Below are 23,652 nucleotides of genomic sequence, written 5' to 3' on the forward strand. Positions count from 1 at the left end.
TCCTGGCTTAGTGAGAGGAAATGACCATCTGAGATGGGCTGCCCACCGGTGTGTAATCCGGCACAAAACTGAGCTTACCGTCCTTCGCAACGCGAAAACGGGTGATATTGTCGCTGCGTTGATTCATGACGTACAGCCAGCGCCCCTGTTTATCCAGCGTCAGCGAGCGCGGATAGTCGCCGCGCGTCCAGATATCATCCTGATGTGCCAGCGTGCCATCCGGCTGTACGCTAAAGTGAGCCACGCTGTTATGCAGACGGTTAGCCACATACAGTTGTTTTCCATCCCGGCTGAGTACCAGACCAGCGGCAAAGCTGGTGCCTTTGTACGTTGCTGGCAGTGCAGAGGTAGTTTTGCCCTCTTTCAGCGTTCCGGTTGCGCTGTCCAGCGTGTAATACGTCAACGTTGAAGCCTCTTCATTGATCAACCACAGCCCATCGCCTTTTGGCGTAAAGACAAAGTGACGCGGCCCGGCGCCTTTTGAAGACGCGTTGATAAAAGGTGGTTCGTTAGGCGTTAACTTGCCACTCTGCGCCTCCAGGCGGTACTGATAAATGCGATCCAGGCCCAGATCGGTTGAGAAGACAAATTTCCCTTGCGGATCGGCGGCAATCATATGCGCATGCGGGCCGTTATGATCGCTGATGGCAAAGCTGCCCCCCACGGCTGCTGCGGGTTTGGCGGCTCCCGGTTCGCCCTGATCCTGGTGGCTGTCCACCGCTTCGCCGAGGCTACCGTCAGCTTTTACCGGCAATACGGCAATCGAACCACTGACATAATTCGCCACCAGCAGATAGCGCCCATCCGGCGTCAGTGCCAGATAAACCGGCCCGGCACCGCCGGATGACACCTGGTTCAGTTCCTGCAATGCACCGTTATCGTCAATACGCAACGCCTGCACCACGCCCTTTTCCACTTCGCTGGCGACATACAACGTTTTGCCATCCTGCGAAACGGTAAGCTGCGCCGCATTCGGCAGCGTGCTGACCAGCGTTTTGTTGCCCAGCGCGCCGGATTGCGGGTCAACGGTAAAGCGGTAAACGCCTTCGCCGTTGGGGTTGTAGGTTCCCACCCAGGCGTACTGCGTCTGGGCTATGGCGCTGGTCGCCAGCAGGGAGAGTGAAGCAGCAAGCAGATGACGGGCAGTGTGCATGGTGGCTCCTTTATGGTGTGCGTTTCCCTCCCACAGGTTGCGGGAGGGCAAAATGTTTACTTCACTAACGCTTTGGTCATTGCCAGTAACTGGCGTACATCAGCCGGACGGGTATCACCGCTCGCTTTATCGATAATCGAGCTGTAGATATGCGGGATAATTTTGCTGACGCCCGCTTCCAGCGCGATGTGCAGGATTTCGCTGTAGTTCTCCAGATCGATACCGCCGGTCGGTTCCAGCCAGAAGTCATGGCGCGCACAGGCATCGGCAACCGCCTGAAATTCATCACGGCACTTCAGCCCGCCCATCGGGAAATATTTAATCGAGCTACCGCCCATATCCTTCAGCAGGGCAATGGCGGTTTCCACCGGCACAATACCGTCGGCCGTCTGGCTGCTGAGCGGCCCGGTAGAGATTTTCACCAATCCTGGCGTGCCGGTCGGCGAGACCAGACCGTTAACCACTGTTTCATTCTGCCCAAGCAGCGCGCGGCTGGTTGCCACGCCGGTAAACACCTGGTTGACGTGCTGCGGCTGTACGTCGCGGGAGATGGCGCTGACCATCGCCGACTGGTTCGGATCGCCCGCGCCAAGGCCGACAGAGAGCGCATTATCGATACGCGCTGCGTAGTCGCGCATATCCGCCACTGCCGACGCTACGTCCGGGTAATTTTTGGACAGCACGCCGACCAGCACATGGCCTTCAGCCGCTTCATAGATGGCGCTGGCATTCTCTTTGCTTCCCGCCAGCACATTCAGGCAAACGCGATCGCGGTAAAAGTTCGGGGTCAGTTTCATGCGTGTTGCTCCTTCAATTCTTCGGCGATGCGGCGATAAACAATCGCCAGTTGCTCAGCGCTCACGCTGCGCACATCGGCTTCGATAATGCCTTCATTGGCTTTGTAGCCACGGAAATAGATGGCGTATTCACCCTGTTTCAGCGCGCTGACCAGTTCGCCGGTGGCGATGCCGGTTACCGCCTCATCAAACTTGATTTCGCTGCGGGCAATGTCGCGCCCTGCGCTGTCCCATACCACGCGTGCGCTCACGCCTTGCAGCGTATTGAGCTGGTCGATAAACGGCGTCATCTTGGCGACCATCTCCGCCCCGCTCTCTTTGCGGGCGCTCAGATAGTGTTCGATGGCGCAAGTCAGGCCAAGAATGCCCTCTTTGCCGACTTTCATGGCGCGGCCAATGCCCGCCGTCTGGCGTTTCACCCACTCAACGTACTGGGTTTTGCCGATCACCAGCCCGCTGGTTGGCCCTTCGATGGCCTTCGCGCCGCTGTAAATTACCAAATCGGCCCCGGCGCGGTAGTAGCATTGCAGATCCTCTTCTGCTGCAGCATCGACAATCAACGGCAGGTTATGCTTACGCGCCACCACCACCGCCTGCTCCACGCTGAGCATGCTTTTTTGTACGCAGTGGTGTGATTTGATGTAGAGGATCGCGGCCGTGCGCGGCGAGATTGCCGCCGCCAGTTGATCGGCAGAGCATTCGTTGGCATAACCCGCTTCCACCACTTTCCCGCCGCCGAGCGCCACCATCGTGCCAACCGGTGCGCCGAAGTTCACGTTGTGACCGCGCGGCAGCACGATTTCGTTGTTCTCCATCACCGTGCTATGCAGATTCTCCAGCAGCCAGTCGCTGTCGCGCACCAGCACCGCAGCAACGGATTGTGCAATCCCCGCCGAAGCGCAGGAGACAACGGTCGCCGCTTCAACGTCCAGCAGCTTCGCAATGTATTCGCCGGTTTTGTTCACCAGATCTTTCATTTCGAAGTAGTGATTCATGCCGCCAAGCACGGCTTCCACCACTTCCGGGCGCGGGGTGGAAACGCCCAGCGCGGTCATCCGGCCGGAGGCGTTAATCACCTGTTTTAAATTGTACTTTTCATAAATCGAAGGCATGTTCTGCACTCCCTTGTTCGGTCAGATAGCCTTTGCCCGCGCGAATGGCGGCCAGCGGCGTGAGTAACTGTTCGGCCTGCAGGCTGTCGTTTTCCGCATCGGTGAACAGTACCGACTGGCGACGCAGGTCAAAAATAGTCAGATCGGCGTCGAAGCCGACGGCAAGGCGCCCTTTATGCTTCAGACGCAGGCCAGCGGCGGCGTGGTCAGTCACGCAGGCAATCACCTGCGGCAGCGACAGGCCAATGGCGAGGAATTTGGACATCACATTTGCCAGCGATCGTACCGGGCCGTCGATCCGGTTGCGGCAGTAGATATCGGAGCTGATGGTCTGCGGCAGAATGCCGAGGCTGATGGCCTGTCTGGCCACTGCAAAGCTGAAGCTGGCGCTGCCGTGCCCGACGTCAAGACGCACGCCGCGCGCAATGGCGCGCGCCACGGAAGCGCGTAATTCGCCACCCGGTGCCAGAATGCGGTTCGGTTTGCCGTTATAGCAGTGGGTAATGATGTCGCCGGAGGTCAGCAGCTCCGCGATTTCATCGAGGTTCGGCGGGTTGTTGCCGATGTGTACCATCAACGGCAAATCGCCGTTGGCTTTCTGGATCGCCTTCGCGCGTTCCAGCGGCGTGATGCCGTTTTCGCCGACCACGCTGCTGCTCATGCGCGCTTTCAGGCCGACGATAAAATCCGGGTGGCGTTTCACCGCGTCATGTACCGCGTTCGCGTCGATATTAGCCATGTTAGCCAGCTCGTTCTGGGCAATCAGCCCGACGCGGGAGATATTCAGCAGCGCATACACTTCGGTCGCCGCCTCGCGGGTAATGGCATAAAAATCATCGACATCATCAGCACCGGTACTGCCTGCATCAATCACCGTCGTCACGCCGGTGTTGATGCCGACGCTGTCCGGTTCATCATGGTAAATCGGCGAATTCGGGTAGCAGTGCACGTGGGAATCAATCCACCCGGCGCTGACATAGTGTTCGCCGTGCAGATCGAGCGTTTTAACCGCCGGGCCGTTTATCTCGCCCAGCGCGGCGATTTTCCCTGCCTTGATGGCGATATCCGTCAGCGTATCGTCAACCAGACGCGCCCGGCGCAGGAGTAAATCAAACATGCGAATCTCCAGTAATAACGGGCGCCGCAGCGCCCGTAGGGTTCAGAGGGCGACCGGGAAGATGGAGCCCAGCAGCATAGCGCCGAGGATCGCGCCGCCCGTAATCGGTTTCTGCCAGAGGTAGAACAGCAAAGCACCAACCAGCGAACCAATACCAATAGGAATGGAAGCGGTCATCGCGCTGAGGATAATCAGCGGCCCAAGGAAGCGGCCGGATGCGTTACCCGCGCCCATCATCACATCTGCGCCGTAGGTGGAATCGCTCTGGTTGATGGTGAACTTACGCGCCAGGATGATCAGGTAACCAATGGCCAGGCCAAGTACCAGGCCGGTTGCCAGCGAGGCGACAAAGTTTTCCACCGGGAAGAGGATCCCCGCGCCCAGTAACAGCGCCGGAACACCGAGGCCGACACCGGTCTGGATTGCGCCGCCGATATCAAGGATACCGACCAGCGAACCTTCGATAATGCGGGCGAACAGGAAGCTGGCACCAAACGCAGCGACCGCGCCGTATACGCCGGTGTCCATGCCGGAACGCAGCATCGAGACAAACGCCACTTCGTTAAACGCGCCGATGCCGTACAGGTAGTACATATGTGTCCCGGCGAATACGCCGGAAGAGAGCAGACCAACAAAGATCGGGAACGACCAGTCGGCGTACCAAAACCCTTTATTCTGTTCCATTTCGCTTCCTTATTTGCCGCTGAGCGAGTTGTGGATGAGCTCCAGCCAGTTCGGCGCGCTCAGGTGGAAAGACTCGATCATTTTCAGATCGAAGCCGCGGAAGAACGCGCTCAGCACAAACAGCGCGACAATGGCCGTCATCATCACTTTGGTGACGCGATTCCAGCCGCTCTCTTCCACACCTTTACCAATCAGAATGCCCAGTACCAGGCCCGGTACGGCGTTGCCCATAATCAGCTGCGCCGCGCCGCCAAAGACGGTCGCCCAGAAACCCGATTTTTTGCCTGCGTCGATGGCTGCCAGCCAGAAGATCACCGGCATGACGGTGTTCACCAGCAGGTTGGCCGCCGGAACCAGCACTTTAACGGCGGTGACCTGCAAGGCCGCCGGAACGGAGGAAGCGGTCAGGTTAAGGAAGGTGACGACCACCATGCCAATCAGGCCACAGGCGATCGCCATCTTTTTCGGATCGTGCAGGGTTTCGCCGACGTTACGGTTTTTCACCATCAACGCCGCCGCGCCCCAGTTCGGAATGATGCGGTGGTCAACGTCCTGGGTAAAAGAACCCGCCGCAACGGACGAGGCCCAGGCGTTAAAGAAGAAGCCTAAGCCGAATGAGAAATGCGATGCGGGATCGCCTTCGCAGGAGTTCAGTTCGCCCAGTGTACGAAATGCGCCCATCCCTTGAGTGGTCGGCGCATGGAACATGCGTGCAGCCCCCGCGCCAACACCGACGCCAACCAGGCCGCCGATGATGAGCGATTTTATTAGTATGATTAAGAACATCAGTCTGCCCTCTTCTACCCAGCGGAGGTGATTCACCGGGTATGCGTTGAGTTATTTCGTGACGAAATCCACTTTATCGAGATTGATGGCGGTCACGTTGACGGTGACGTCCAGCTCCACGCTGTACGTCCGTCTTTCCCGACGCAGAAAGAGAAATAAAAACGCCTCTTTCCGTATCGTTTCCTGCGCATGAACAACCTGCACATCCTGTGGCTCGATACGCAGTAAAATCTGCGGCGACGCTTTCATCACCGCGGCCTGAACCTGGTTCAGCGCATCCGCGAAGGCGCGCGCTTTCGCCTCGCCTTTTCCCTTAACCCTGACCGTGGTGGTGAACTGTTCTTTCATGGTTATGCGCCGTATTTTTTCTGCCACGCCTGCACCAGGCGCTCGCCTAATTCTTCTTTGTCCATAAAACCAAAGCCGAGAACATTGCAGCCCTCATTAATGGCGGTAACGCCCTCTTCCACGGAGCGCATACCATATTTGGCTTTATAGCCGTGTTTGTTCTGCGCGGTGATGGCACCCGCGCCGCCACTGCCGCAAAACGAAATACCGAAGGTGGCGTTTTCTGATTTCATCACGTCACCCAGTTTCATATCCGCCGCGACACCCGGCACCACCACGGCGCGGCCGCCCGCTTTTTCAACGCCAGCTGCGACTTTCTGGCCTTTGCCAAGACGATCGCCAATCACTACGGTAATTTGTTCCATTTTTTGCTCCTCAGAGGTTTTCTTTTGCCACTTCGAAGTGCACCGACAGCAGCCAGGCTTCTTCTTCCGGAAGATTGCCAAACGCTGCCACCACTTCACGGGCCAGGTTCATTGATTCAGGCGAGATTTCATCAAACAGGCTGGCATCCACTTCCGGCAGCGGTTCGCCGGTCACCGACCGGTGCGCCATCGCGCGAACATGGGAGGTCAGCATCTGCTGCTGTACCGCATTCGGCGTAATGCCGTGATTGCTCAGCAGCGCATAGACCTGCGTCAACATGCGCCCGGCAAGGGAGGCTGTTTGCTCCGCCCGATCTTGGGCATCGTTCATTACCGCTCCGTTATTCACTCGTCGTACCCCATTCATCTCGTTGAGATAAAACTAACGTTGCGGGTTACGAGTTTGTAGCGAGGAGTTTTCCACTTCAAAGTGGAAAGGGAAAAGGCGTTAGTGATCTGCGCCACATAAATCGTCAGGGAAGAGATATATCACTGCGCAGGCATCACAGATTGACGCAAAAGAAGCGGAAAAACGTCCCTCATGGAGCAGAAAAAAACGCGGAAGCCGAAGGGAAAAGCGTGAGCACAATAAGGTTTTCTTATTGCTGATCCGCCTTCAGTTCACGCAGAAGATGATCGGTGAAAGAGGCGACCAGTGGTTGCAGCGGACGGCCAGGCAAACGCAGCAGATGCATCGGTCTTGGCGGCGGCAGCCACTCTGGCAGCACTCTGCACAGCCGACCAGCGTCAATGTCCCGTTGCAGCGTGATAAAAGCATGCTGCACAATCCCCAGCCCGCTGAGCGCCGCCTGGCGCAACGCCTCACCGGAGTCGACCATCAGCCGGGGCGCGATCGCAATCTCCTGCGTGCCGGATGGCCCTTCCAGTTGCCAGCGATGATCCGAGCGCCACTGGCTGAAGCTGACGCAGTGATGGTGCTTTAGCTCGTCCGGCGAACCGGGCACACCGTGGCGAGCCAGATAGTCCGGCGAGGCAGCAAGTAACATGCGATACGGCGGAAGGGGAATGGCAACGCTACCGTCATCGTTAATGGCACCGATCCGAATCGCCAACTGAAAGCGCTCTTCAATTAGCGAGACTTTACGGTCGCTGAGCACCATCTCCGCATTCACGCCCGGATAATGCTGCAAAAAACGCGACAGGATCGGCGTCAGCACCCGATTCCCCCAGGCAACCGGCGCGCTGATGCGCAGCAACCCGGCGACATTTTCATACAACTCGCTTGCCAGCCCATCCGCGTCACGCACCGTGGCAAGAATTTGCAGCCCATACTGGTAGAAACGCTGGCCCGCATCCGTTAACCCCTGGCGCCGCGTGGTGCGATGCAGCAACTGACAGCCCGTTCGTAGCTCCAGCTCGCGCACGTGTTTGCCCACCATCGCGGGCGTGATCCCCAGCGTTTCTGCCGCCGCCGTAAAGCTGCCGCGGGTCACCGTCGTGACAAACGATTCAACGCATTTCAAATAATCCATTTTTCGCCATTCCAAATTTTTAGTATCAAATGAAGATAATAAACCCGCATTTATCCTCGTATAGCGGCGAGAAATAATAATGTGGTTATCATCTGCGGGATTTTTTCATGATGCAATCGCTGGTTTTTGATCAATTTGGTTCCCCCGAAGTGCTGTGGTTGCGCACCAGCCCTGCGCCGGAACCGGGCGAAGGCGAACTGTTGGTGGAGGTTTCCGCCGCCGGGCTGAACTTTGCCGATATCTATCGTCGCCAGGGGCGTTATCCGCTGGCGGGAACGGCGCCGTGGGTTGCCGGTTACGAAGGCGCGGGGCGCGTGCTCAATGTCGGCGGCGGCGTGGAAGGCTGGCAGGTGGGCGATCGCGTCGGCTTTGCCGATGTTCCGCTGGCGCATGCCAGCCATATTCTGGTGCCGCAGGATCATGCTATTCGCCTGAGTGACTGGATTTCGGAAGCGGAAGCCGCATCGATATTGTTACAGGGCTTAACGGCGGATTATCTGTTGCATGACATCTTACTTGTTGAACCGGGCATGCATGTTGCGGTGCTGGCGGCAGCGGGCGGTGTTGGCAATCTGCTGACGCAAATGCTGGTGGCGCGCGGTGTGCATGTTTTCGCTGTCGCCTCCAGTAAAAGCAAACAGGCCGCCTGCCTGAACAATGGTGCCGAGGTCGCGACCGATTATTACGGCTGGTCAGAACAGGTACGCGCCTGGCATTCATCAGGCTGCGATATCGTTTTTGATTCGGTGGGCAGCACGCTGCTGGAAAGTCTGCAGAGCCTGAAAGATGGCGGCCGGGTGGTGCTCTTTGGTATGTCTGGTGGCAAGATCCCGGCCTTTGATCCAACCGGATTGCTACTGAAATCCGCCGGCGTTATCGGCGCCGATCTCTGGACGTACCTTACCTCGCAACAAGAAAGACAGCGCCGCGCAGATAGGCTGTTTGCGCTATTGAAAGCCGGGGATATCACGTTGCCCACGGTGACATCATTTCCGCTGTCCCGCGGTAAAGAGGCGCATAGCCTGCTGGAGAACCGGTTGTTTAGCGGCAAGGTAATGTTGATTCCGTAATCGGCGGGATCAACATACCGGATGGCGGCTTCGCTCCAGGGAATGGGCGCTCTGCGATAAACATTATGCTGTCGCAGGCGCCAGCCTGCGCGATAACGCAATCCCGGCATAAAACAGCGCAAAACAGAATACGCTCACCAGTATCAACACGACGGGTACGTCCGTTGGAGGCATAAACGCAAGCAGCACGCCTGTCACTGCCGGATTTACCGCTCCGCCAAGGCTGCCCATGTTCTGAAATGAGAAATAAAAGGCTCTCTCTGCAGGTGGCGCAATCTGGTCAATGACCCGATATTGCAACGGGGCAAAAATAATCTCGCCGAACGAGAAAAAAAACATTCCCGCGATCCAGACGACCCGGCTTTCACCGGCGACGCTGAAGATAAATAACCCCACTACCAGGCATATTGTCCCTGCCAGGAATCCCATGGCGAATGAGTACTTACTCATGAGATTGCCGGTAATGTACTGGAACAACACAACCGTAATCGCGTTGGTGGTAATCAGAACAGAGACAATATTCCCCACGGTTACCGCATCATGATTCACCATCAGAATTTGTGAAATACAACTGGCAAACCGCTCAAACACGAAAGAGGCAAGGAAAATAGCCAGCGTGAAAACCAAAAGAATAATAAGCCGCTGTTTATCACGCGCGGATGTATGCAATGAAGGAGACGCCGCGGCTAACGGCTGTGTTCTCATCGTCAAACCCGCCGTCGCGACAATGGCCAGCATGCCCAGGATGGCAGATAAAAGAAAAGGGAAATAGACATGATTTCCCACCAGCCAGGCGCCGATTAATGGCCCAACCATCCAGCCGATGTTGATAAACGTATAGTTCAGGGAAAAAACGCGGGTTTTCCCCTCATCACTGAAATGGTCAGAAATAAAGCACTTAATGATCGTGGAATATAATGCGTAGCAGCAGGTTATCAACGTAAAGCAGATAACAAAAACAGCCGCAGAGTAGAAATACCTGAGAATTAAAAATGAGAAGGAAAAAATAAGCAGCGATAATGTCAATAATAATTTATGGCTGAAAAGGTTAGCCAACTTTCCACTGACGATACTCAATAAAATCCCGACAACAATGGCCAATGTGAGTATGTTGCCGGTATTAAGGATAGACATTCCCAACTGGTTATGTAAAAACAGCGGCAAAAACGGGAGAGTCACGCCTCTCCCGACTGTCGCAATAAAAGACCCAGTCACCAGCATTGCAATATTACGTCTGCCGGTGAGCGGATAATCTATGGCATTTTCGTTAATCAATGGAGTAACTCCAGTTCCATCTCCTGTTGAACCTGCGCAAAAAAACCGCACAGATCGTTTTCCAGCATCTGATGGTTCGGATAAATAACCTGTTCGTTCAATGGCACGCCGGAATGAATATCAGCAAGCCAGCGGAATATATTGTTTCTAGAGACATTGTTATAAAGGACAGGCATATAGCCACCCATAATTCTCGGGTTAACTTCGACAAGCACCGGTCCTGATTTCATCAGGATCAATTCAATATCGATCCTCCGGGGTTGAATGATTCCAGCTTGACATAAAGATGAGAATTGAACTGCCGGTCTTTAAGAATCTCCATCAATGGCGTATTGCCAATTGAATCCGTGATATCACCTGTCATAGGTATTTAATCCATCAAATTGTCACAAAAATAATACAGCCAGCCACCATAAGCCAGCCTTATAAAGCTATGCCCCAAATTAATAACAGTCAATCAACAGGCACTACTGCTCAAATAATCGCCTCATTGTTTTTATACATATTTTTCATGTGGTTACAATAAAATCACTTATAGACAACAAATGATAACAGTGACAATCAGATAAAAATTAGAATGTATTTTTATAACCGTGCAAAAAGACAGGATATTCAACCAGACAGAGTCTGGCGAATAAGTTTTATTGTTCATATTGCGATTACAGCGAAATATTGTTTGCAACGCAGAGATCCCTTCATGGAATTATTCTAATCTTTGTATTCGGCATTTGTGATAATTTCATCGCGTTAAAATAAGGCAAATAATCTTCACCTATGATACTGCATAAGTAATATTCCGGTGTGTTTTCTGGAATATTTCGGATAACGATTTAATATGACAAGAAATAGAGCCATCAAATGTGGTCATTATCGGCTAAATACGGAAAGGCATACGGGGGATAAAAAAGTGTCTCTGTGACGGGGATAAGGGGGAAACCGCTATCTCCCCCCTGAGTAATGCTTTATACGTATTGCTCAAAGCCGATTAACGGTACTTCTTGTGATAGGTGTTGCGCGTGTCAGCAAACCCTTTCGCTGCCGCCTGCGCTTCTTTCACTTTGCCTTCGTTGGCCAGCTTCAGCGCACCGTCAATTTGACCCACCAGGATATCAAAACCGTGCCGGAAATCTTTCATCTCGGCGCTGTCCGGCGCTTTGCCTTCCAGCTTCGGCGGTGTGGCTTTTTGTGCATCCAGCGCAGCGGTACGCATTTTGGTTAACGCATCTTTCATTTCGGTGGCGTCACTGGTTTTCTGCACCACTTTGAGATTTTCGTTGAGGGTATCCATATCATCACCGAGATCGGCGGCAAACACCGTCGAACCAACAAACAATGACGACACAGCAAGGATCGCTAACAGATTTTTACGCATTGCTCACTTCCTTTTTATTATTCACGCTTAAGGCGCACTGCTTTGCGCCACGGAGTAATGTTATTGTCCGGCGATTTTCATCTCCGGTAACAACACTGAACCACACTGAATGTTACTGCGCTGTTCAATATCGTCACCGATGGTAACAATATTGCGCCACATCTCTTTTAAGTTGCCAGCGATGGTAATTTCGCTCACCGGATACTGAATTTCACCATTTTCTACCCAGAAACCGGAAGCACCACGGGAATAATCGCCGGTAATACCGCTCACGCCCTGGCCCATCAGTTCGGTCACCACCAGACCGGTGCCCATCTCTTTCAGCATCTGCTCAAAGCTCAGGCCCCGCCCGGCAATGCGCCAGTTGTGAATACCGCCAGCGTGGCCGGTGCTTTTCAACCCCAGTTTACGCGCGGAATAGTTGGTCAGCAGCCACTGCATCAATACGCCATCTTTGATGATATCGCGGCGTTCGGTACGCACGCCTTCACTGTCGAACGGCGTCGAAGCCAGCCCTTTACGCAGATGCGGATGCTCTTCAATGGTCAGCCATTCCGGCAGGATCTGTTTGCCGAGATAGTCGAGCAGGAAAGTCGATTTACGGTACACCGCGCCACCAGCAATCGCGCCGACCAGATGACCAAACAGCCCGGTTGCCACTTCATGACCGAAAATTACCGGCGCTTTCATGGTCGGCAGCTTACGCGGCGAAAGGCGCGACAGCGTGCGCTTAGCGCACTCATCGCCGACCCACTCCGGCGTTTTCAGATCGTTGATATCACGACCAATGGTGTACGCGTAATCGCGCTCCATTTCGCCGTTCTCTTCGGCAATCACGCAGCTCGACAGCGAATGGCGGGTGGAGCAGTAGCTTTGCAGCATACCGTGACTGTTACCGAAAACTTTGATGCCGTAGTGGCTGTTGAAGCTGCCGCCTTCGGTATTGGTGATGCGTTTGTCCGCTTTCAGCGCGGTTTGTTCAGCACGAGCCGCCCATTCAATCGCCTCATCCGGCGTCACTTCCGCCGGGTGGAAAAGATCGAGATCCGGCGCGTCGAAGGCCAGCAGCTCTTTGTCTGCCACGCCCGCGTAAGGATCCGGCGAGGTGTAGCGGGCAATATCCAGCGCGGCCTGCACCGTACGGGCGATGGCATCCGGGCTGAGATCGGTGGATGATGCGCTGCCTTTGCGGTTCTGGTGATAAACGGTGATCCCCAGCGCGCCGTCGCTGTTAAATTCTACATTCTCCACTTCACCGTAGCGTGTGCTGACGCCGATCCCGGTGGTTTTGCTGACCGCCACTTCCGCACCGTCCGCTTTCCCGGAGGCCAGCTCCAGTGCTGTGGAAACCGCTTCTTCCAGCGTTTTGCGTTGTTGTGCAACTTGTGTGATTACTTTCATCGCCAATGCCATAATTAAGGGAGAGAATCTTTGAAGTCTAACAGAGAACCGTTTTTCAGTGCGCGCCTTAACTGGTAACATTAGCCTCTTTTTTTAAGGAGCCTGAGATGACAAAGCAGCCCGACGACTGGCTCGACGACGTGCCCGGTGATGATATTGAAGACGAAGATGATGAGATCATCTGGGTCAGTAAAAGTGAAATTAAGCGCGATGCTGAAGAGTTAAAGCAGCTTGGCGCGGAAATGGTAGATCTGGGGAAAAACGCGCTGGATAAGCTCCCGCTCGACCAGGATCTGCGTGACGCCATTGAACTGGCGCAGCGCATCAAAAAAGAGGGCCGCCGCCGCCAGCTGCAGCTGATCGGTAAACTGCTGCGTCAACGCGACGTGGAACCTATCCGCCAGGCGCTGGATAAACTGAAAAACCGTCACAACCAGCAGGTGGCGTTTTTCCATAAGCTGGAGCAGCTTCGCGATCGTCTGATCGAAGAGGGCGACGATGCGGTGCCGGATGTGCTGAACCTATGGCCGGACGCCGACCGTCAGCAACTGCGTTCGCTTATCCGCAATGCGCAGAAAGAGAAAGAAGGCAACAAACCGCCAAAATCCGCGCGGTTGATTTTCCAGTATCTGCGCGAACTGGCCGAAACCAGCGAGCAGTAATCGCCCGATAATCCCCCTCTCCGCCAGGAGAGGGATTTTTCCCCGCTTTTTTATCGCCTTTATGTATTACGCCTGTCTGGCTGAATCGTTAAAGCTAAAATCATCACCGATCACAAATTTACTATCGTTATACGTTTCATTGCTCTCATAAATGGGATCAATATTCGCTTTTCATACATCATTCTGCGCTGTTTTTCATCAGATGAATCGGATCACATTTTCTCCACTGCGCAAAACGTAAATTTTCGCCGTGGTGACGATAATCGATTCAGCTAAAAAGGATGAAATGATGAAAAAGAGAGTAATACTTTCCGCTCTGGCCCTGCTTATCTCTGGCCCTGCGATGGCGAAAACCTGGGTGCTGACAAGTGCTGAAGGCGGCACAGAACAAGGAAACTGGCGAATCACCAGCGATCAGCTGAACATCAAAGATCAGCAGTTCAGCATTGAGCAGGTGGTACTGCACGGTGGCAAGCAGGAAGGCAGTAAAGTCATTAAACTGAGCAGCAAAAACGGCCTCACCATTGCCCTTAGCCCGACGCGCGGCATGAATTTGCTTTACGCCGACGGTTTTGGCGTACATCTGGGCTGGAATTCGCCGGTTAAAGAGGTAGTCAACCCGGCATTTATTAACCTCGAAAGCCGTAACGGACTGGGCTGGCTGGAAGGTTTCAACGAGATGGTGGTGCGCTGCGGTTATGAATGGACTGGTCATCCGGTCACCGCTGACGGGCAGATTTATACCCTGCACGGCAAAGTGGGCAACACGCCGGCATCCCAGGTTTCGGTGGATGTCAGCGAAACAGCGCCTTATGAAATCCGTATTCGCGGGCTGGTAAAAGAGAGCGCATTTAAAAAAGTGGATCTGCAAACGCAGACGGAACTGCGCTATATTCCTGGCAGCAACAGTTTCAGCCTGCATGATGTGCTGACCAACCATGCGGATTACCCACACGACTATCAAATTATCTATCACAGCAACTTCAGCAAACCGATTCTCGAACAGGGCGCGCGTTTTATTACGCCATATGAAAATGTCAGCCCCTTCAATGACTATGCCAAAGGCGGCCTGAAAGAGTGGCAAACCTACGCCGGGCCGACCAAAGGCTTCGATGAGATGGTGTTTAATATCAAACCGTTAGCCGATGCCAGCAAACAGACGGTGGCTGCGCTGGTGAACAAAGCGGGCGATATAGGGGTGGCAATTAGCTATAACACCGAACAACTGCCAGTGCTGACGATGTGGAAAAACACCGATACGGAAAAACAGGGCTATGTCACCGGGATTGAGCCGGGCACCAGCTATGCGTATCCGGTGACCATTGAACGCGCGCAAAAACGCGTAAAACAGCTGCAACCGGGCCAGAGTACACGCTTCGATCTGACTTACACCCTGCTGCATAGCAGCAGCCAGGTGGCTGACGTAGAGAAACGAGTGAAAGAGATTCAGGGCAGCAAAACGCCACAAACTATCGACACGCCGATGGCAAAAGAGTAATCCACAGCCATAAAAAAAACCGCGCTGGTTTCCCGGCGCGGTTTTTTTATTTCAGCCAGCCGTCAGAGCTTTTCCGCTTCGGCCTCAGCTTTTTTCGCTAAGCCATCAAGCAGCTTCTGGTGAATGCCGCCGAAACCGCCGTTGCTCATCACCAGGATATGATCGCCAGGCTGCGCGGTTTTGATGATCATCTCCGCCAGCGTATCGACATCCGCGCTCCAGTGAGCAGGCTGCACGCAGGCATCCGCCACTTCCGCAACCTGCCACGGAATATGCTGTGGTTGCAGCAGGAACACTTCATCAGCACGTCCCAGCGACGGCGCCAGATCATCTTTGCAGATGCCCATTTTCATGGTGTTGGAGCGCGGTTCCAGCACGGCGATGATTTTCGCCGTACCGCCGACTTTACCGCGCAGCGCGGCCAGCGTGGCGAGGATCGCCGTCGGGTGATGCGCGAAATCGTCATACACCGTTACGCCGTTCGCTTCCCCGCGCAGCTCCAGACGACGGCGGGCATTGATAAACGAGCCCAGCGCACTGGCGGCATCCGCCGGTGCAACGCCAACATGGCGCGCAGCGGCAATGGCCATCAAACCGTTGTGCATGTTGTGCTCGCCCACCAGCCCCCAGTTCACCTGCCCGACACATGCGCCGTCCAGCCATACTTCCCAGCTTGAGGCATCGGTGGTCAGTTTCTTCGCCTGCCAGTGGCCCTGTTCGCCCACCAGTTCCTGCTCGCTCCAGCAGCCCATCGCCATGGTCTGCTTCAGGTTGATGTCGTTTTCTGGCCAGATGATTTTCCCCTGCCCCGGCACGATGCGTACCAGGTGGTGGAACTGCTTCTGAATCGCCTTCAGGTCATCAAAAATATCCGCATGATCGAATTCAAGGTTATTCAGAATCAGCGTGCGCGGGCAGTAATGAACGAATTTGGAACGCTTGTCGAAGAACGCGCAGTCATACTCATCGGCTTCAATGACGAAGAAAGGGCTGTCGCCCAGACGCGCAGAAACCTCAAAGTTCCCCGGAACGCCACCAATGACAAAGCCCGGCTTGTAGCCACAGGCTTCGAGGATCCAGGTTGCCATCCCGGCGGTGGTGGTTTTGCCGTGCGTACCGGCAACGGCAACGACCCAGCGATCGCGCAGAACAAAGTCATGCAGCCACTGCGGGCCGGACATAAACGGAATGTTTTTCTCCAGCACCGCTTCCACGCATGGATTACCGCGCTTCATGACGTTGCCGATAATCACCAAATCTGGTGCAGGATCGAGCTGGCTTGCGTCATAACCTTCAATTAGCTCAATACCTTGCTTTTCAAGCAGCGTGCTCATCGGCGGGTAAATATTGGCGTCGGAGCCCGTCACCTGATGTCCCAGCGAACGCGCCAGCAAGGCCAGGCCGCCCATGAAAGTGCCACAAATCCCCAAAATATGAATGCGCATACGTTTTTATCCTTTCCAAAACTGGCGCACATTTTACGCATATGTTTAACGTCTGAGAAATGCATTTCAGGATAATCCCCATACTGCTGGCGCGATTCACCTGAGCACGGACTTTTGAATCTTTGTTAGTATTGTTGTATGTCCGTCGCGTTTTCGACTTCGAAAGCGCTGGCTGTTAAGGTTCAGGCTGTTTACTATCCGGAACTTGCTGTCGCCAGCAACCTGAAACCTTCAGGACAAGATCGCTTTACTCCATATACATGCAGGGAAAGTGTTATGAAAACGTTAGGTGAATTTATTGTCGAAAAGCAGCACGAGTTCTCACACGCCACCGGTGAATTAACTGCTTTGCTGTCGGCGATAAAACTGGGCGCCAAGATCATTCATCGCGATATCAATAAGGCCGGTCTGGTCGATATCCTGGGTGCAAGCGGTGCTGAAAACGTCCAGGGCGAGGAGCAACAAAAACTCGACCTGTTCGCAAACGAAAAACTGAAAGCTGCACTTCGCGCACGCGATATCGTGGCCGGTATCGCTTCTGAAGAAGAGGACGAAATTGTCGTTTTCGAAGGTTGTGAACACGCCAAATACGTGGTGCTGATGGATCCTCTTGATGGCTCATCGAACATCGACGTTAACGTCTCTGTCGGGACCATTTTCTCTATTTACCGCCGCGTTACTCCTGTCGGCACGCCGGTTACGGAAGAAGACTTCCTGCAACCGGGCAACAAACAGGTTGCTGCGGGCTACGTGGTCTACGGCTCGTCCACCATGCTGGTTTACACCACCGGCTGCGGTGTTCACGCCTTTACATACGATCCATCACTCGGCGTTTTCTGCCTGTGCCAGGAGCGTATGAAGTTCCCGGAGCGTGGCAATACCTACTCCATCAACGAAGGTAACTACATCAAATTCCCGCAGGGCGTGAAAAAGTACCTGAAGTTCTGCCAGGAAGAGGATAAAGCGACCAACCGTCCGTATACCACGCGCTATATCGGCTCGCTGGTCGCGGATTTCCACCGCAACCTGCTGAAAGGCGGCATCTACCTCTACCCAAGCACCGCAAGCCACCCGCAAGGGAAGCTGCGTCTGCTGTATGAGTGCAATCCGATGGCGTTCCTCGCTGAACAGGCGGGCGGCAAAGCAAGCGACGGGAAAGAGCGCATTCTGGATATTCAACCGGAAAGCCTGCACCAGCGCCGTCCGTTCTTCGTCGGCAATGAGCACATGGTTGATGATGTAGAACGTTTTATGCGTGAATTCCCGGACGCGTAAGCGCAGGGAAAGAGGAATAAAGCGCCACATTTGTGGCGCTTTATTTTAGCGCACGAAAGTCCGTTTAACGCGCCCGGAGATGAGGAAATACGGCACCCAAATCGCTGCGCTTATCGCATTGCGAATCAACGCTTTCACCGTTTCGAAGACGAACGGCAGCCCGATAAGGTAGTGCGCCAGCAATAAATCAACACCGTAAAAAACCAGCCAAATCAGCAGGAAACCAATGTAAAAGCGCGGAAGCTGACGCTTTTTACGAAAGAACAGGCCGCAAACAAACAGCGTATAAGCGAACATGGCGATATAGAAAACCAGTTCGTAAATCAGCAGCGCTTTCGGCCCTGTGCCGATGACACTGTAGTGCTCCATCAACACTTTGGTGGTGGTGTTAATCGAGACAATGATCGCAATCAGCGACACCAGCAGGCCAATCGCCGGTACAAACAACCAGCCGCGGATCTTTTTAAACTCGCGCTCTTCGCACACCGCGCAGTAATCGCTGTCTTTCAGCGCTTCGTTATCACATTGAATACAAACACCCATTTCCCTTCCTTGATTATCCCTGGGTTTGCAGGCGGAATGATGCCATCGCTTGCAACAGCTCGCGCGCCTGCTCTTCCAGCGAACGGGTCGCGGCAGACGATTGTTGTACCAGCGCCGCATTCTGCTGCGCGGTTTCATCCATCTGACTGACCGCTATATTGACCTGCTCAATGCCCCGGCTCTGCTCCTGCGATGCGTTGGCGATTTCGCGCATCAGTTTGGTCATACGCAGCACTTCTTCGGCGATTTCATCCATCGTTTCACCCGCCTGCATCGCCAGATCGCTGCCTTCAGAGACCTGCGCCTGCGAGCTGCTGATAAGCTGGCGGATCTCTTTCGCCGATTCGGCGCTGCGGCTGGCAAGATTACGTACCTCCCCGGCCACCACCGCGAAACCACGCCCCTGCTCTCCCGCACGCGCCGCTTCGACCGCGGCGTTCAACGCAAGGATATTGGTCTGGAAGGCAATGGCGTCAATCACGCTGAGAATATCGGCGATGCGATCGGAACTGCTGGAGATATCGCGCATTTTTTCAATCACATAGCACACCATTTCGCTGCCGCGATCGGCGGTATCGGAAACGGTTTTAGCCAGTTTATGCGCCTGTTCGGCGTTGTCGGCGTTCAGTTTCACCGTGGCGGTGATCTGCTCCATGCTGGCAGCCGTTTGTTCAAGCGATGTCGCCGTTGATTCCGTGCGTTGCGACAGATCGACGTTGCCAGCGGCCAGTTCACGGCTGCCGGTATCGATTTGCGCGCTGGCATCGCGAACACGGGTAACGGAGCTTATCAGCGAGTGACGCATCTCTTCGATGGCCGCGTTCAGACGGTTAAACTCTTTACTGCTCGCCTCGGCTTTAACTGCGATCAAATCGCCAGCCGCAACCTGTTCAAGCTGTTCGATCGAACGATCCAGCGGTTTCAGCAGCATATGGCGCAGCGCCAGCCAGGCCAGCACGATAATCCCGGCCACCAGCAGCGCCACCACCAGAATCAGCAACATCACAGCACGTTTGCTGCTCTGTACAGCGTCCACTTCCGCTCTGCCGCGAGCTTCGCCCCACTTCTGGAAGGCTTGCATATCGTTATCGAACTGGCGGGAGATGGGGATCAGTTTGTTTTCCAGTAAATCGTAGTAGGCATCCGCACTTTGCTGATTCAGCGCATCCTGCATCGGTTTAATGCCCTGGTTCACGTAATCGCCGTAGCTTTTCGCCACCTGGGCAAGCAGTGCGGAACCCTGCTCATCATCCACACCGGAGGCGATCACGTCACTGAGAGACTGTTCGCCCTGCGCGATTTCGCCGTTGATCTGCTTCACGGATTTCGCCGCGTCATCCAGCAGCCCCACTTCCATCATCCGCACCGCCTGGCCAGCTTCGTTACGCGCCCGCAAAATCAGCGTGTACCCCTCGCTCAGGCGCGCCATTTTTTGGCCCTGAAGTTGATTAATTCGCTCCAGCGACGAGGAGCTTTTATTGAGTGCATACACCCCGATGCCGCTGACCAGCAGCAGCAGAAACGTCATAACAGCCAGCAAAGAAAGTAAACCAGTACGGATCGAAAGCGTTTTAAGCATGATGTGAATTCCGGTAGCAGCGATACTTTTTGGCGTAAATTAAGCCCATTTCGTCAGTTATCGACCGCTACCGGATTTACTTTAGGAGAAAGTAATTATTTCAATATGTTATTACTTTATTGCCGTTGTGTTAACGCGTGTGACAGGAGAGCTTTGACGGTTCTCCCACAGCACGGTCAGGCCACGTTGCAACGCGATAAAAATAAACAACAGGATGCCGATGGCGATTTTCGTCCACCACGAGCTGAGCGTCCCATCGAAGTTAATATAGGTCTGGATCAACCCCTGAATCGCCACGCCAAACAGCGTTCCCAGCACCGTACCCACGCCGCCGCTGAGCAGTGTCCCGCCGATGACCACCGAGGCAATGGCGTCCAGTTCCACACCTACGCCCGCCAGCGCGTAACCAGCCTGGGTATAAATCGAGAAGACAATGCCCGCCAGCGTCGCAAGGCCGGTAGAAAGCATATAGATGCGAATGGTGGTGCCGCGGGTGGAGATCCCCATCAGGTTCGCCGACGTCGCATTGCCGCCAACGGCATACACTTCATTGCCAAAACGGGTGCGGTGAGCGAGGAAAATCCCCATGACCACCACCAGCAACATTAATAATCCCATAGCGCTCAACCGCCCGCCGCCAGGGATCATCCACGCAAGGCTGGAGAGTGAATCATAGATCGGGTGATTAATCGGAATCGACTCTTCCGAAAGCAGGTAGCTGACGCCACGCAGGAAGAACATCCCCGCGAGAGTAATGATAAATGCCGGGATTTTTAACGCGTCGATCAGTAGCCCCATAAACGCGCCGAAAGCGCAGCCCATCAGTAAAATAATCGGGAAAGCGAGCAGCGGCGAAATTCCCCAGTCACCGATCGCTTTTGCCAGAAAGACACCGCTGAAGGCGATCACCGAGCCGACGGATAAATCGATACCGCCGGAGAGGATCACGAAGGTCATACCAACGGCAATGATTCCAAGAAAAGCGTTATCCGTCAGTATATTGCAAATCACACGCGTCGAGGCGAAACCGGGAAACTGCGTCAGGCAGTAGAGATAACCGAGCACAAACACGCCTAACGTTATCATCAGCGGCAAATTACGTTTTATCATGACCGCGTACTCCTTTAATCAGCGCGATAAAGCGCGGCGACTGGACAATCAGTACGCACATCACCACCACCGCTTTTACGACCTGGTTGAGTTCCGGCTGGAAACCGGAGAGCAAAATCCCGGTATTCATACCCTGAATAATCAGCGCGCCAATCACCGAGAGTACAAGGTTAAAGCGCCCGCCCATTAACGAACCACCGCCAATGACCACCGCCAGAATGGCATCCAGTTCCAGCCACAGCCCGGCGTTATTGGCATCTGCGCCGCGAATATCCGCCGCGACGATCACCCCGGCGATAGCTGCGCACACGCCACTCAATACGTAGGTCAGCATCACCACGACGCGCGTATTCACCCCGGCGTTTTTTGCCGCGCGAATATTAATCCCTGCCGCTTCAATAAACATGCCGAGCGCCGTTTTACGGGTAAACAACCAGAACAGCACCAGCGTGAGCAGCGCGATAATCACCGGCGTCGGGAACAGCAACAGCGATCCGCTGCCGATCCACGCCAGTGACGGCGCGTTAAAAGTGACGATCTGCCCGGAGGTGATTAGCTGCGCCACGCCGCGCCCTGCCACCATCAGGATCAGCGTGGCAACAAAAGGCTGGATCTTGAGGATCGCCACCAGAATGCCGTTCCACAATCCGGCCAACACGCCGGTGCCCAGCGCGGCCAGCAGCACCACCGTCAGGCTGTGCCCGGAGACGGTGAGCGATGCCGCCGTTGCACCCGCAATCGCCATTACTGCGCCAACAGAAAGATCGATGCCGCCGGTAGCGATCACCAGCGTCATACCAATCGCCAGCAACGCGACGGGCGCCGCGCGGTTAAGAATGTCGATCGGGCTGCCGAACAGGCGACCATCCTGCAGCACCACCTGATAAAAATGGGGCGCGACCAGGCTGTCCACCACCAGAACCAGCACCAGCGCGATAAGCTGGGGCGTTCCGGTGGGCCAGTTAAAGCGGCGCTTCGGCTGCCCGGTTTGACCCACAGTTTGAGGCATCACACTCTACTCCTTACGCCGCAATGGCATTCATGATCGCCGGAACCGACAGCTCTGCGAGCGGGATCTCCGCCACCTGTTTGCGATCGCGCATGATAATCACGCGATCCGCATAGCCCACCAGCTCCTCCAGTTCAGAGGAGATAACCAGCAGCGCCAGACCATCGGCGCAGAGGGTTTCAATCAGACGAATGATCTCAGCGTGCGCGCCGACGTCGATACCGCGCGTCGGTTCATCGAGGATCAGAAATTGAGGCCGGGTCAGCAACCAGCGCGAGAGCAACACTTTTTGCTGGTTGCCGCCGGAGAGAAACTCAATCGGCTGCTCAGCGCTCGGCGTGCGGATCCCCAGCTGGCGGATGAAACGTTCGGCAATCGCGTTTTGCTCTTTGCGTGGAATCGGCCGCAGCCAGCCGCGCTGCGCCTGCAACGCCAGCACAATGTTTTCACGGACGGAGGCCGCCGCGATAATGCCGTCGGTTTTGCGATCTTCCGGGCAAAAACCGATCCCCAGGCACGAAGCCTGGTGCGGTGAACGGAGTGTCTGGCTTTTACCTTTGATGATCGCGCTACCGCTGTCGGCGGGTTTGATGCCAAAAATCACTTCGGCGGTTTCGGTGCGCCCGGAACCCAGCAGCCCGGCCAGGCCGACGATTTCGCCGGGGCGAACTTCCAGATCAAACGGCGCGATGATGCCTTTTTTGCCATAGCCGCTGAACGCCGCAACCGGTTTATCGCTCAGTAGCGTACGACCGGCGCGCTGAAGCGCGTTGCTGTCCAGTTCGCGGCCCAGCATCATTTTCACCAGCTCGATTTGCGGCAGTTCACGGGTTTCACGACAGCCAACAAAACCGCCGTTACGCAGCACGGTAATACGATCGCTAACTTCATAAACCTGATCGAGAAAGTGAGTGACGAAAATCAGGCTGACACCCTGGTCGCGAAGCTGACGCATCAGCGTAAACAGCATCTCCACTTCCTGGGTATCCAGGCTGGCAGTCGGTTCATCGAGGATCAGCACTTTGGCTGACAGATCGATGGCGCGGCAGATCGCGACGATCTGTTGCATCGCCACCGAAAAACGGTTGAGCGGCTCGCGCACATCCAGCGAGAAACCGTAAGATGCCATCAGCTCGGTCGCGCGTTTTTCCATCTCTTTGCGGCGCAGCAAACCAAAACGCCGCGGTTCGCGGCCAATAAATAAGTTATCCGCCACCGACATATTCGGCAGCAGGTTCACTTCCTGGTACACGGTACCGATGCCGAGCTGCTGTGCATGGGCGGTATTTTTGGGGTTGATCTGCTGACCTTCCAGCCAGATAGCCCCTTTATCCGCATGATAAACGCCGGTCAACGCTTTAATCAGCGTTGATTTCCCGGCACCGTTTTCCCCAAGCAGCGCCATGATCTCGCCACGCCGCAGGCTGAAGTCCACGTTATCGAGCGCTTTTACGCCGGGAAAGAATTTACTTAAGCCTTCGGTACGCAGGATTTCCTGGTGTGCTTCCGCGTTCATTGTCGACCCCTTAAACCGTTACCCTCTCCCCGCTGGGGAGAG

The 23,652-nt window shown here is 54.9% G+C and carries 24 protein-coding genes; 4 read left to right on the forward strand and 20 right to left on the reverse strand.

The genetic code is table 11. From position 1 onward, the window contains the following. Window positions 1–7: 7 nt before the first annotated feature. From CWM66_RS20505 to CWM66_RS20550, 10 genes are all read right to left on the reverse strand, one after another. Entirely contained in the window at window positions 8–1,153 is a 1,146-nt protein-coding gene (locus tag CWM66_RS20505) for a lactonase family protein (protein WP_007372816.1), read from the reverse strand. Between the two features lie 56 nt (window positions 1,154–1,209). Beyond that, window positions 1,210–1,950: a KDGP aldolase family protein gene (locus tag CWM66_RS20510; protein WP_035887029.1), complete on the reverse strand. Its 741-nt coding sequence runs from the start codon at window positions 1,948–1,950 to the stop codon at window positions 1,210–1,212. Further along, window positions 1,947–3,062, reverse strand: coding sequence for a DgaE family pyridoxal phosphate-dependent ammonia lyase (locus tag CWM66_RS20515; protein WP_107147175.1), 1,116 nt, complete (start codon window positions 3,060–3,062; stop codon window positions 1,947–1,949). Before CWM66_RS20515 ends, CWM66_RS20510 begins: the two co-directional genes overlap by 4 nt. Then, window positions 3,046–4,179, reverse strand: a complete 1,134-nt coding sequence (locus CWM66_RS20520) for an amidohydrolase/deacetylase family metallohydrolase (RefSeq protein WP_007372813.1) — start codon at window positions 4,177–4,179, stop codon at window positions 3,046–3,048. Before CWM66_RS20520 ends, CWM66_RS20515 begins: the two co-directional genes overlap by 17 nt. A gap of 42 nt (window positions 4,180–4,221) precedes the next feature. Beyond that, window positions 4,222–4,863 (reverse strand): DUF4310 family protein, encoded by a 642-nt coding sequence (locus CWM66_RS20525; RefSeq protein ID WP_007372812.1) that lies wholly within the window; start codon window positions 4,861–4,863, stop codon window positions 4,222–4,224. A 9-nt stretch (window positions 4,864–4,872) separates the two neighbouring features. Beyond that, window positions 4,873–5,649 carry a DUF4311 domain-containing protein gene (locus CWM66_RS20530; RefSeq protein ID WP_035887027.1) on the reverse strand — a complete coding sequence of 259 codons (777 nt, stop codon included), beginning with the start codon at window positions 5,647–5,649 and terminating at the stop codon, window positions 4,873–4,875. A gap of 51 nt (window positions 5,650–5,700) precedes the next feature. Continuing rightward, on the reverse strand, window positions 5,701–5,997 hold the full coding sequence (locus CWM66_RS20535) for a DUF4312 family protein (RefSeq protein WP_035887026.1): 297 nt from the start codon (window positions 5,995–5,997) through the stop codon (window positions 5,701–5,703). A 2-nt stretch (window positions 5,998–5,999) separates the two neighbouring features. Beyond that, entirely contained in the window at window positions 6,000–6,362 is a 363-nt protein-coding gene (locus CWM66_RS20540; RefSeq protein WP_007372809.1) for an SFCGS family glycine-rich protein, read from the reverse strand. A 10-nt stretch (window positions 6,363–6,372) separates the two neighbouring features. Further along, entirely contained in the window at window positions 6,373–6,711 is a 339-nt protein-coding gene (locus tag CWM66_RS20545) for a glycine dehydrogenase (RefSeq protein ID WP_071532030.1), read from the reverse strand. A 250-nt stretch (window positions 6,712–6,961) separates the two neighbouring features. Beyond that, entirely contained in the window at window positions 6,962–7,855 is an 894-nt protein-coding gene (locus tag CWM66_RS20550; RefSeq protein WP_035887024.1) for a LysR family transcriptional regulator, read from the reverse strand. A gap of 107 nt (window positions 7,856–7,962) precedes the next feature. On the opposite strand from CWM66_RS20550, the gene CWM66_RS20555 reads away from it, so the two are divergent. Next, entirely contained in the window at window positions 7,963–8,925 is a 963-nt protein-coding gene (locus tag CWM66_RS20555) for a quinone oxidoreductase (protein WP_007372806.1), read from the forward strand. 63 nt (window positions 8,926–8,988) lie between these two features. Here the strand turns inward: CWM66_RS20555 and CWM66_RS20560 are convergent, their stop codons facing one another. From CWM66_RS20560 to pmbA, 4 genes are all read right to left on the reverse strand, one after another. Further along, a complete protein-coding gene (locus tag CWM66_RS20560) occupies window positions 8,989–10,200 on the reverse strand; it encodes an MFS transporter (protein WP_107147176.1) in 1,212 nt (403 codons plus the stop codon). Next, window positions 10,197–10,439 (reverse strand): hypothetical protein, encoded by a 243-nt coding sequence (locus CWM66_RS20565; protein ID WP_146159943.1) that lies wholly within the window; start codon window positions 10,437–10,439, stop codon window positions 10,197–10,199. Before CWM66_RS20565 ends, CWM66_RS20560 begins: the two co-directional genes overlap by 4 nt. A 746-nt stretch (window positions 10,440–11,185) precedes the next feature. Beyond that, window positions 11,186–11,572 carry a cytochrome b562 gene (gene cybC / locus CWM66_RS20570; RefSeq protein ID WP_007372802.1) on the reverse strand — a complete coding sequence of 129 codons (387 nt, stop codon included), beginning with the start codon at window positions 11,570–11,572 and terminating at the stop codon, window positions 11,186–11,188. Window positions 11,573–11,632: 60 nt separating this feature from the next. Further along, window positions 11,633–12,985 carry a metalloprotease PmbA gene (gene pmbA / locus CWM66_RS20575; protein ID WP_035887018.1) on the reverse strand — a complete coding sequence of 451 codons (1,353 nt, stop codon included), beginning with the start codon at window positions 12,983–12,985 and terminating at the stop codon, window positions 11,633–11,635. Between the two features lie 95 nt (window positions 12,986–13,080). Between pmbA and yjgA the strand changes: the two genes are divergently transcribed. Together yjgA and CWM66_RS20585 are read left to right on the forward strand one after the other, a co-directional pair. After that, window positions 13,081–13,635, forward strand: a complete 555-nt coding sequence (gene yjgA, locus CWM66_RS20580; RefSeq protein WP_007372800.1) for a ribosome biogenesis factor YjgA — start codon at window positions 13,081–13,083, stop codon at window positions 13,633–13,635. A 289-nt stretch (window positions 13,636–13,924) separates the two neighbouring features. Continuing rightward, window positions 13,925–15,133, forward strand: a complete 1,209-nt coding sequence (locus CWM66_RS20585; protein WP_107147178.1) for an aldose 1-epimerase family protein — start codon at window positions 13,925–13,927, stop codon at window positions 15,131–15,133. 62 nt (window positions 15,134–15,195) lie between these two features. Here CWM66_RS20585 and mpl read toward each other — a convergent pair whose 3' ends face one another. Continuing rightward, a complete protein-coding gene (gene mpl, locus CWM66_RS20590) occupies window positions 15,196–16,578 on the reverse strand; it encodes a UDP-N-acetylmuramate:L-alanyl-gamma-D-glutamyl-meso-diaminopimelate ligase (protein WP_007372798.1) in 1,383 nt (460 codons plus the stop codon). 276 nt (window positions 16,579–16,854) lie between these two features. On the opposite strand from mpl, the gene fbp reads away from it, so the two are divergent. Beyond that, entirely contained in the window at window positions 16,855–17,853 is a 999-nt protein-coding gene (gene fbp, locus CWM66_RS20595; protein WP_007372797.1) for a class 1 fructose-bisphosphatase, read from the forward strand. 45 nt (window positions 17,854–17,898) lie between these two features. On the opposite strand, the gene CWM66_RS20600 is transcribed toward fbp, so the two are convergent. The 5 genes from CWM66_RS20600 to ytfR all read right to left on the reverse strand — a co-directional run bounded on the left by CWM66_RS20600 (window position 17,899) and on the right by ytfR (window position 23,610). Beyond that, window positions 17,899–18,396 (reverse strand): DUF2569 domain-containing protein, encoded by a 498-nt coding sequence (locus CWM66_RS20600; protein WP_007372796.1) that lies wholly within the window; start codon window positions 18,394–18,396, stop codon window positions 17,899–17,901. Between the two features lie 13 nt (window positions 18,397–18,409). Continuing rightward, on the reverse strand, window positions 18,410–19,975 hold the full coding sequence (locus tag CWM66_RS20605; RefSeq protein WP_071920095.1) for a methyl-accepting chemotaxis protein: 1,566 nt from the start codon (window positions 19,973–19,975) through the stop codon (window positions 18,410–18,412). A 111-nt stretch (window positions 19,976–20,086) separates the two neighbouring features. Then, the gene (gene yjfF, locus CWM66_RS20610; RefSeq protein WP_007372794.1) at window positions 20,087–21,085 is read right to left on the reverse strand and encodes a galactofuranose ABC transporter, permease protein YjfF; all 999 of its coding nucleotides are present in this window, start codon (window positions 21,083–21,085) and stop codon (window positions 20,087–20,089) included. Next, window positions 21,072–22,094, reverse strand: coding sequence for a galactofuranose ABC transporter, ATP-binding protein YtfT (gene ytfT, locus CWM66_RS20615; RefSeq protein WP_007372793.1), 1,023 nt, complete (start codon window positions 22,092–22,094; stop codon window positions 21,072–21,074). Before ytfT ends, yjfF begins: the two co-directional genes overlap by 14 nt. Window positions 22,095–22,107: 13 nt before the next feature. Beyond that, window positions 22,108–23,610: a galactofuranose ABC transporter, ATP-binding protein YtfR gene (ytfR, locus tag CWM66_RS20620; RefSeq protein ID WP_072440933.1), complete on the reverse strand. Its 1,503-nt coding sequence runs from the start codon at window positions 23,608–23,610 to the stop codon at window positions 22,108–22,110. Window positions 23,611–23,652: the final 42 nt, after the last annotated feature.

The organism is Kosakonia sp. H7A (assembly GCF_003028445.1).
Taxonomy (GTDB): Bacteria; Pseudomonadota; Gammaproteobacteria; order Enterobacterales; family Enterobacteriaceae; genus Kosakonia; species Kosakonia radicincitans.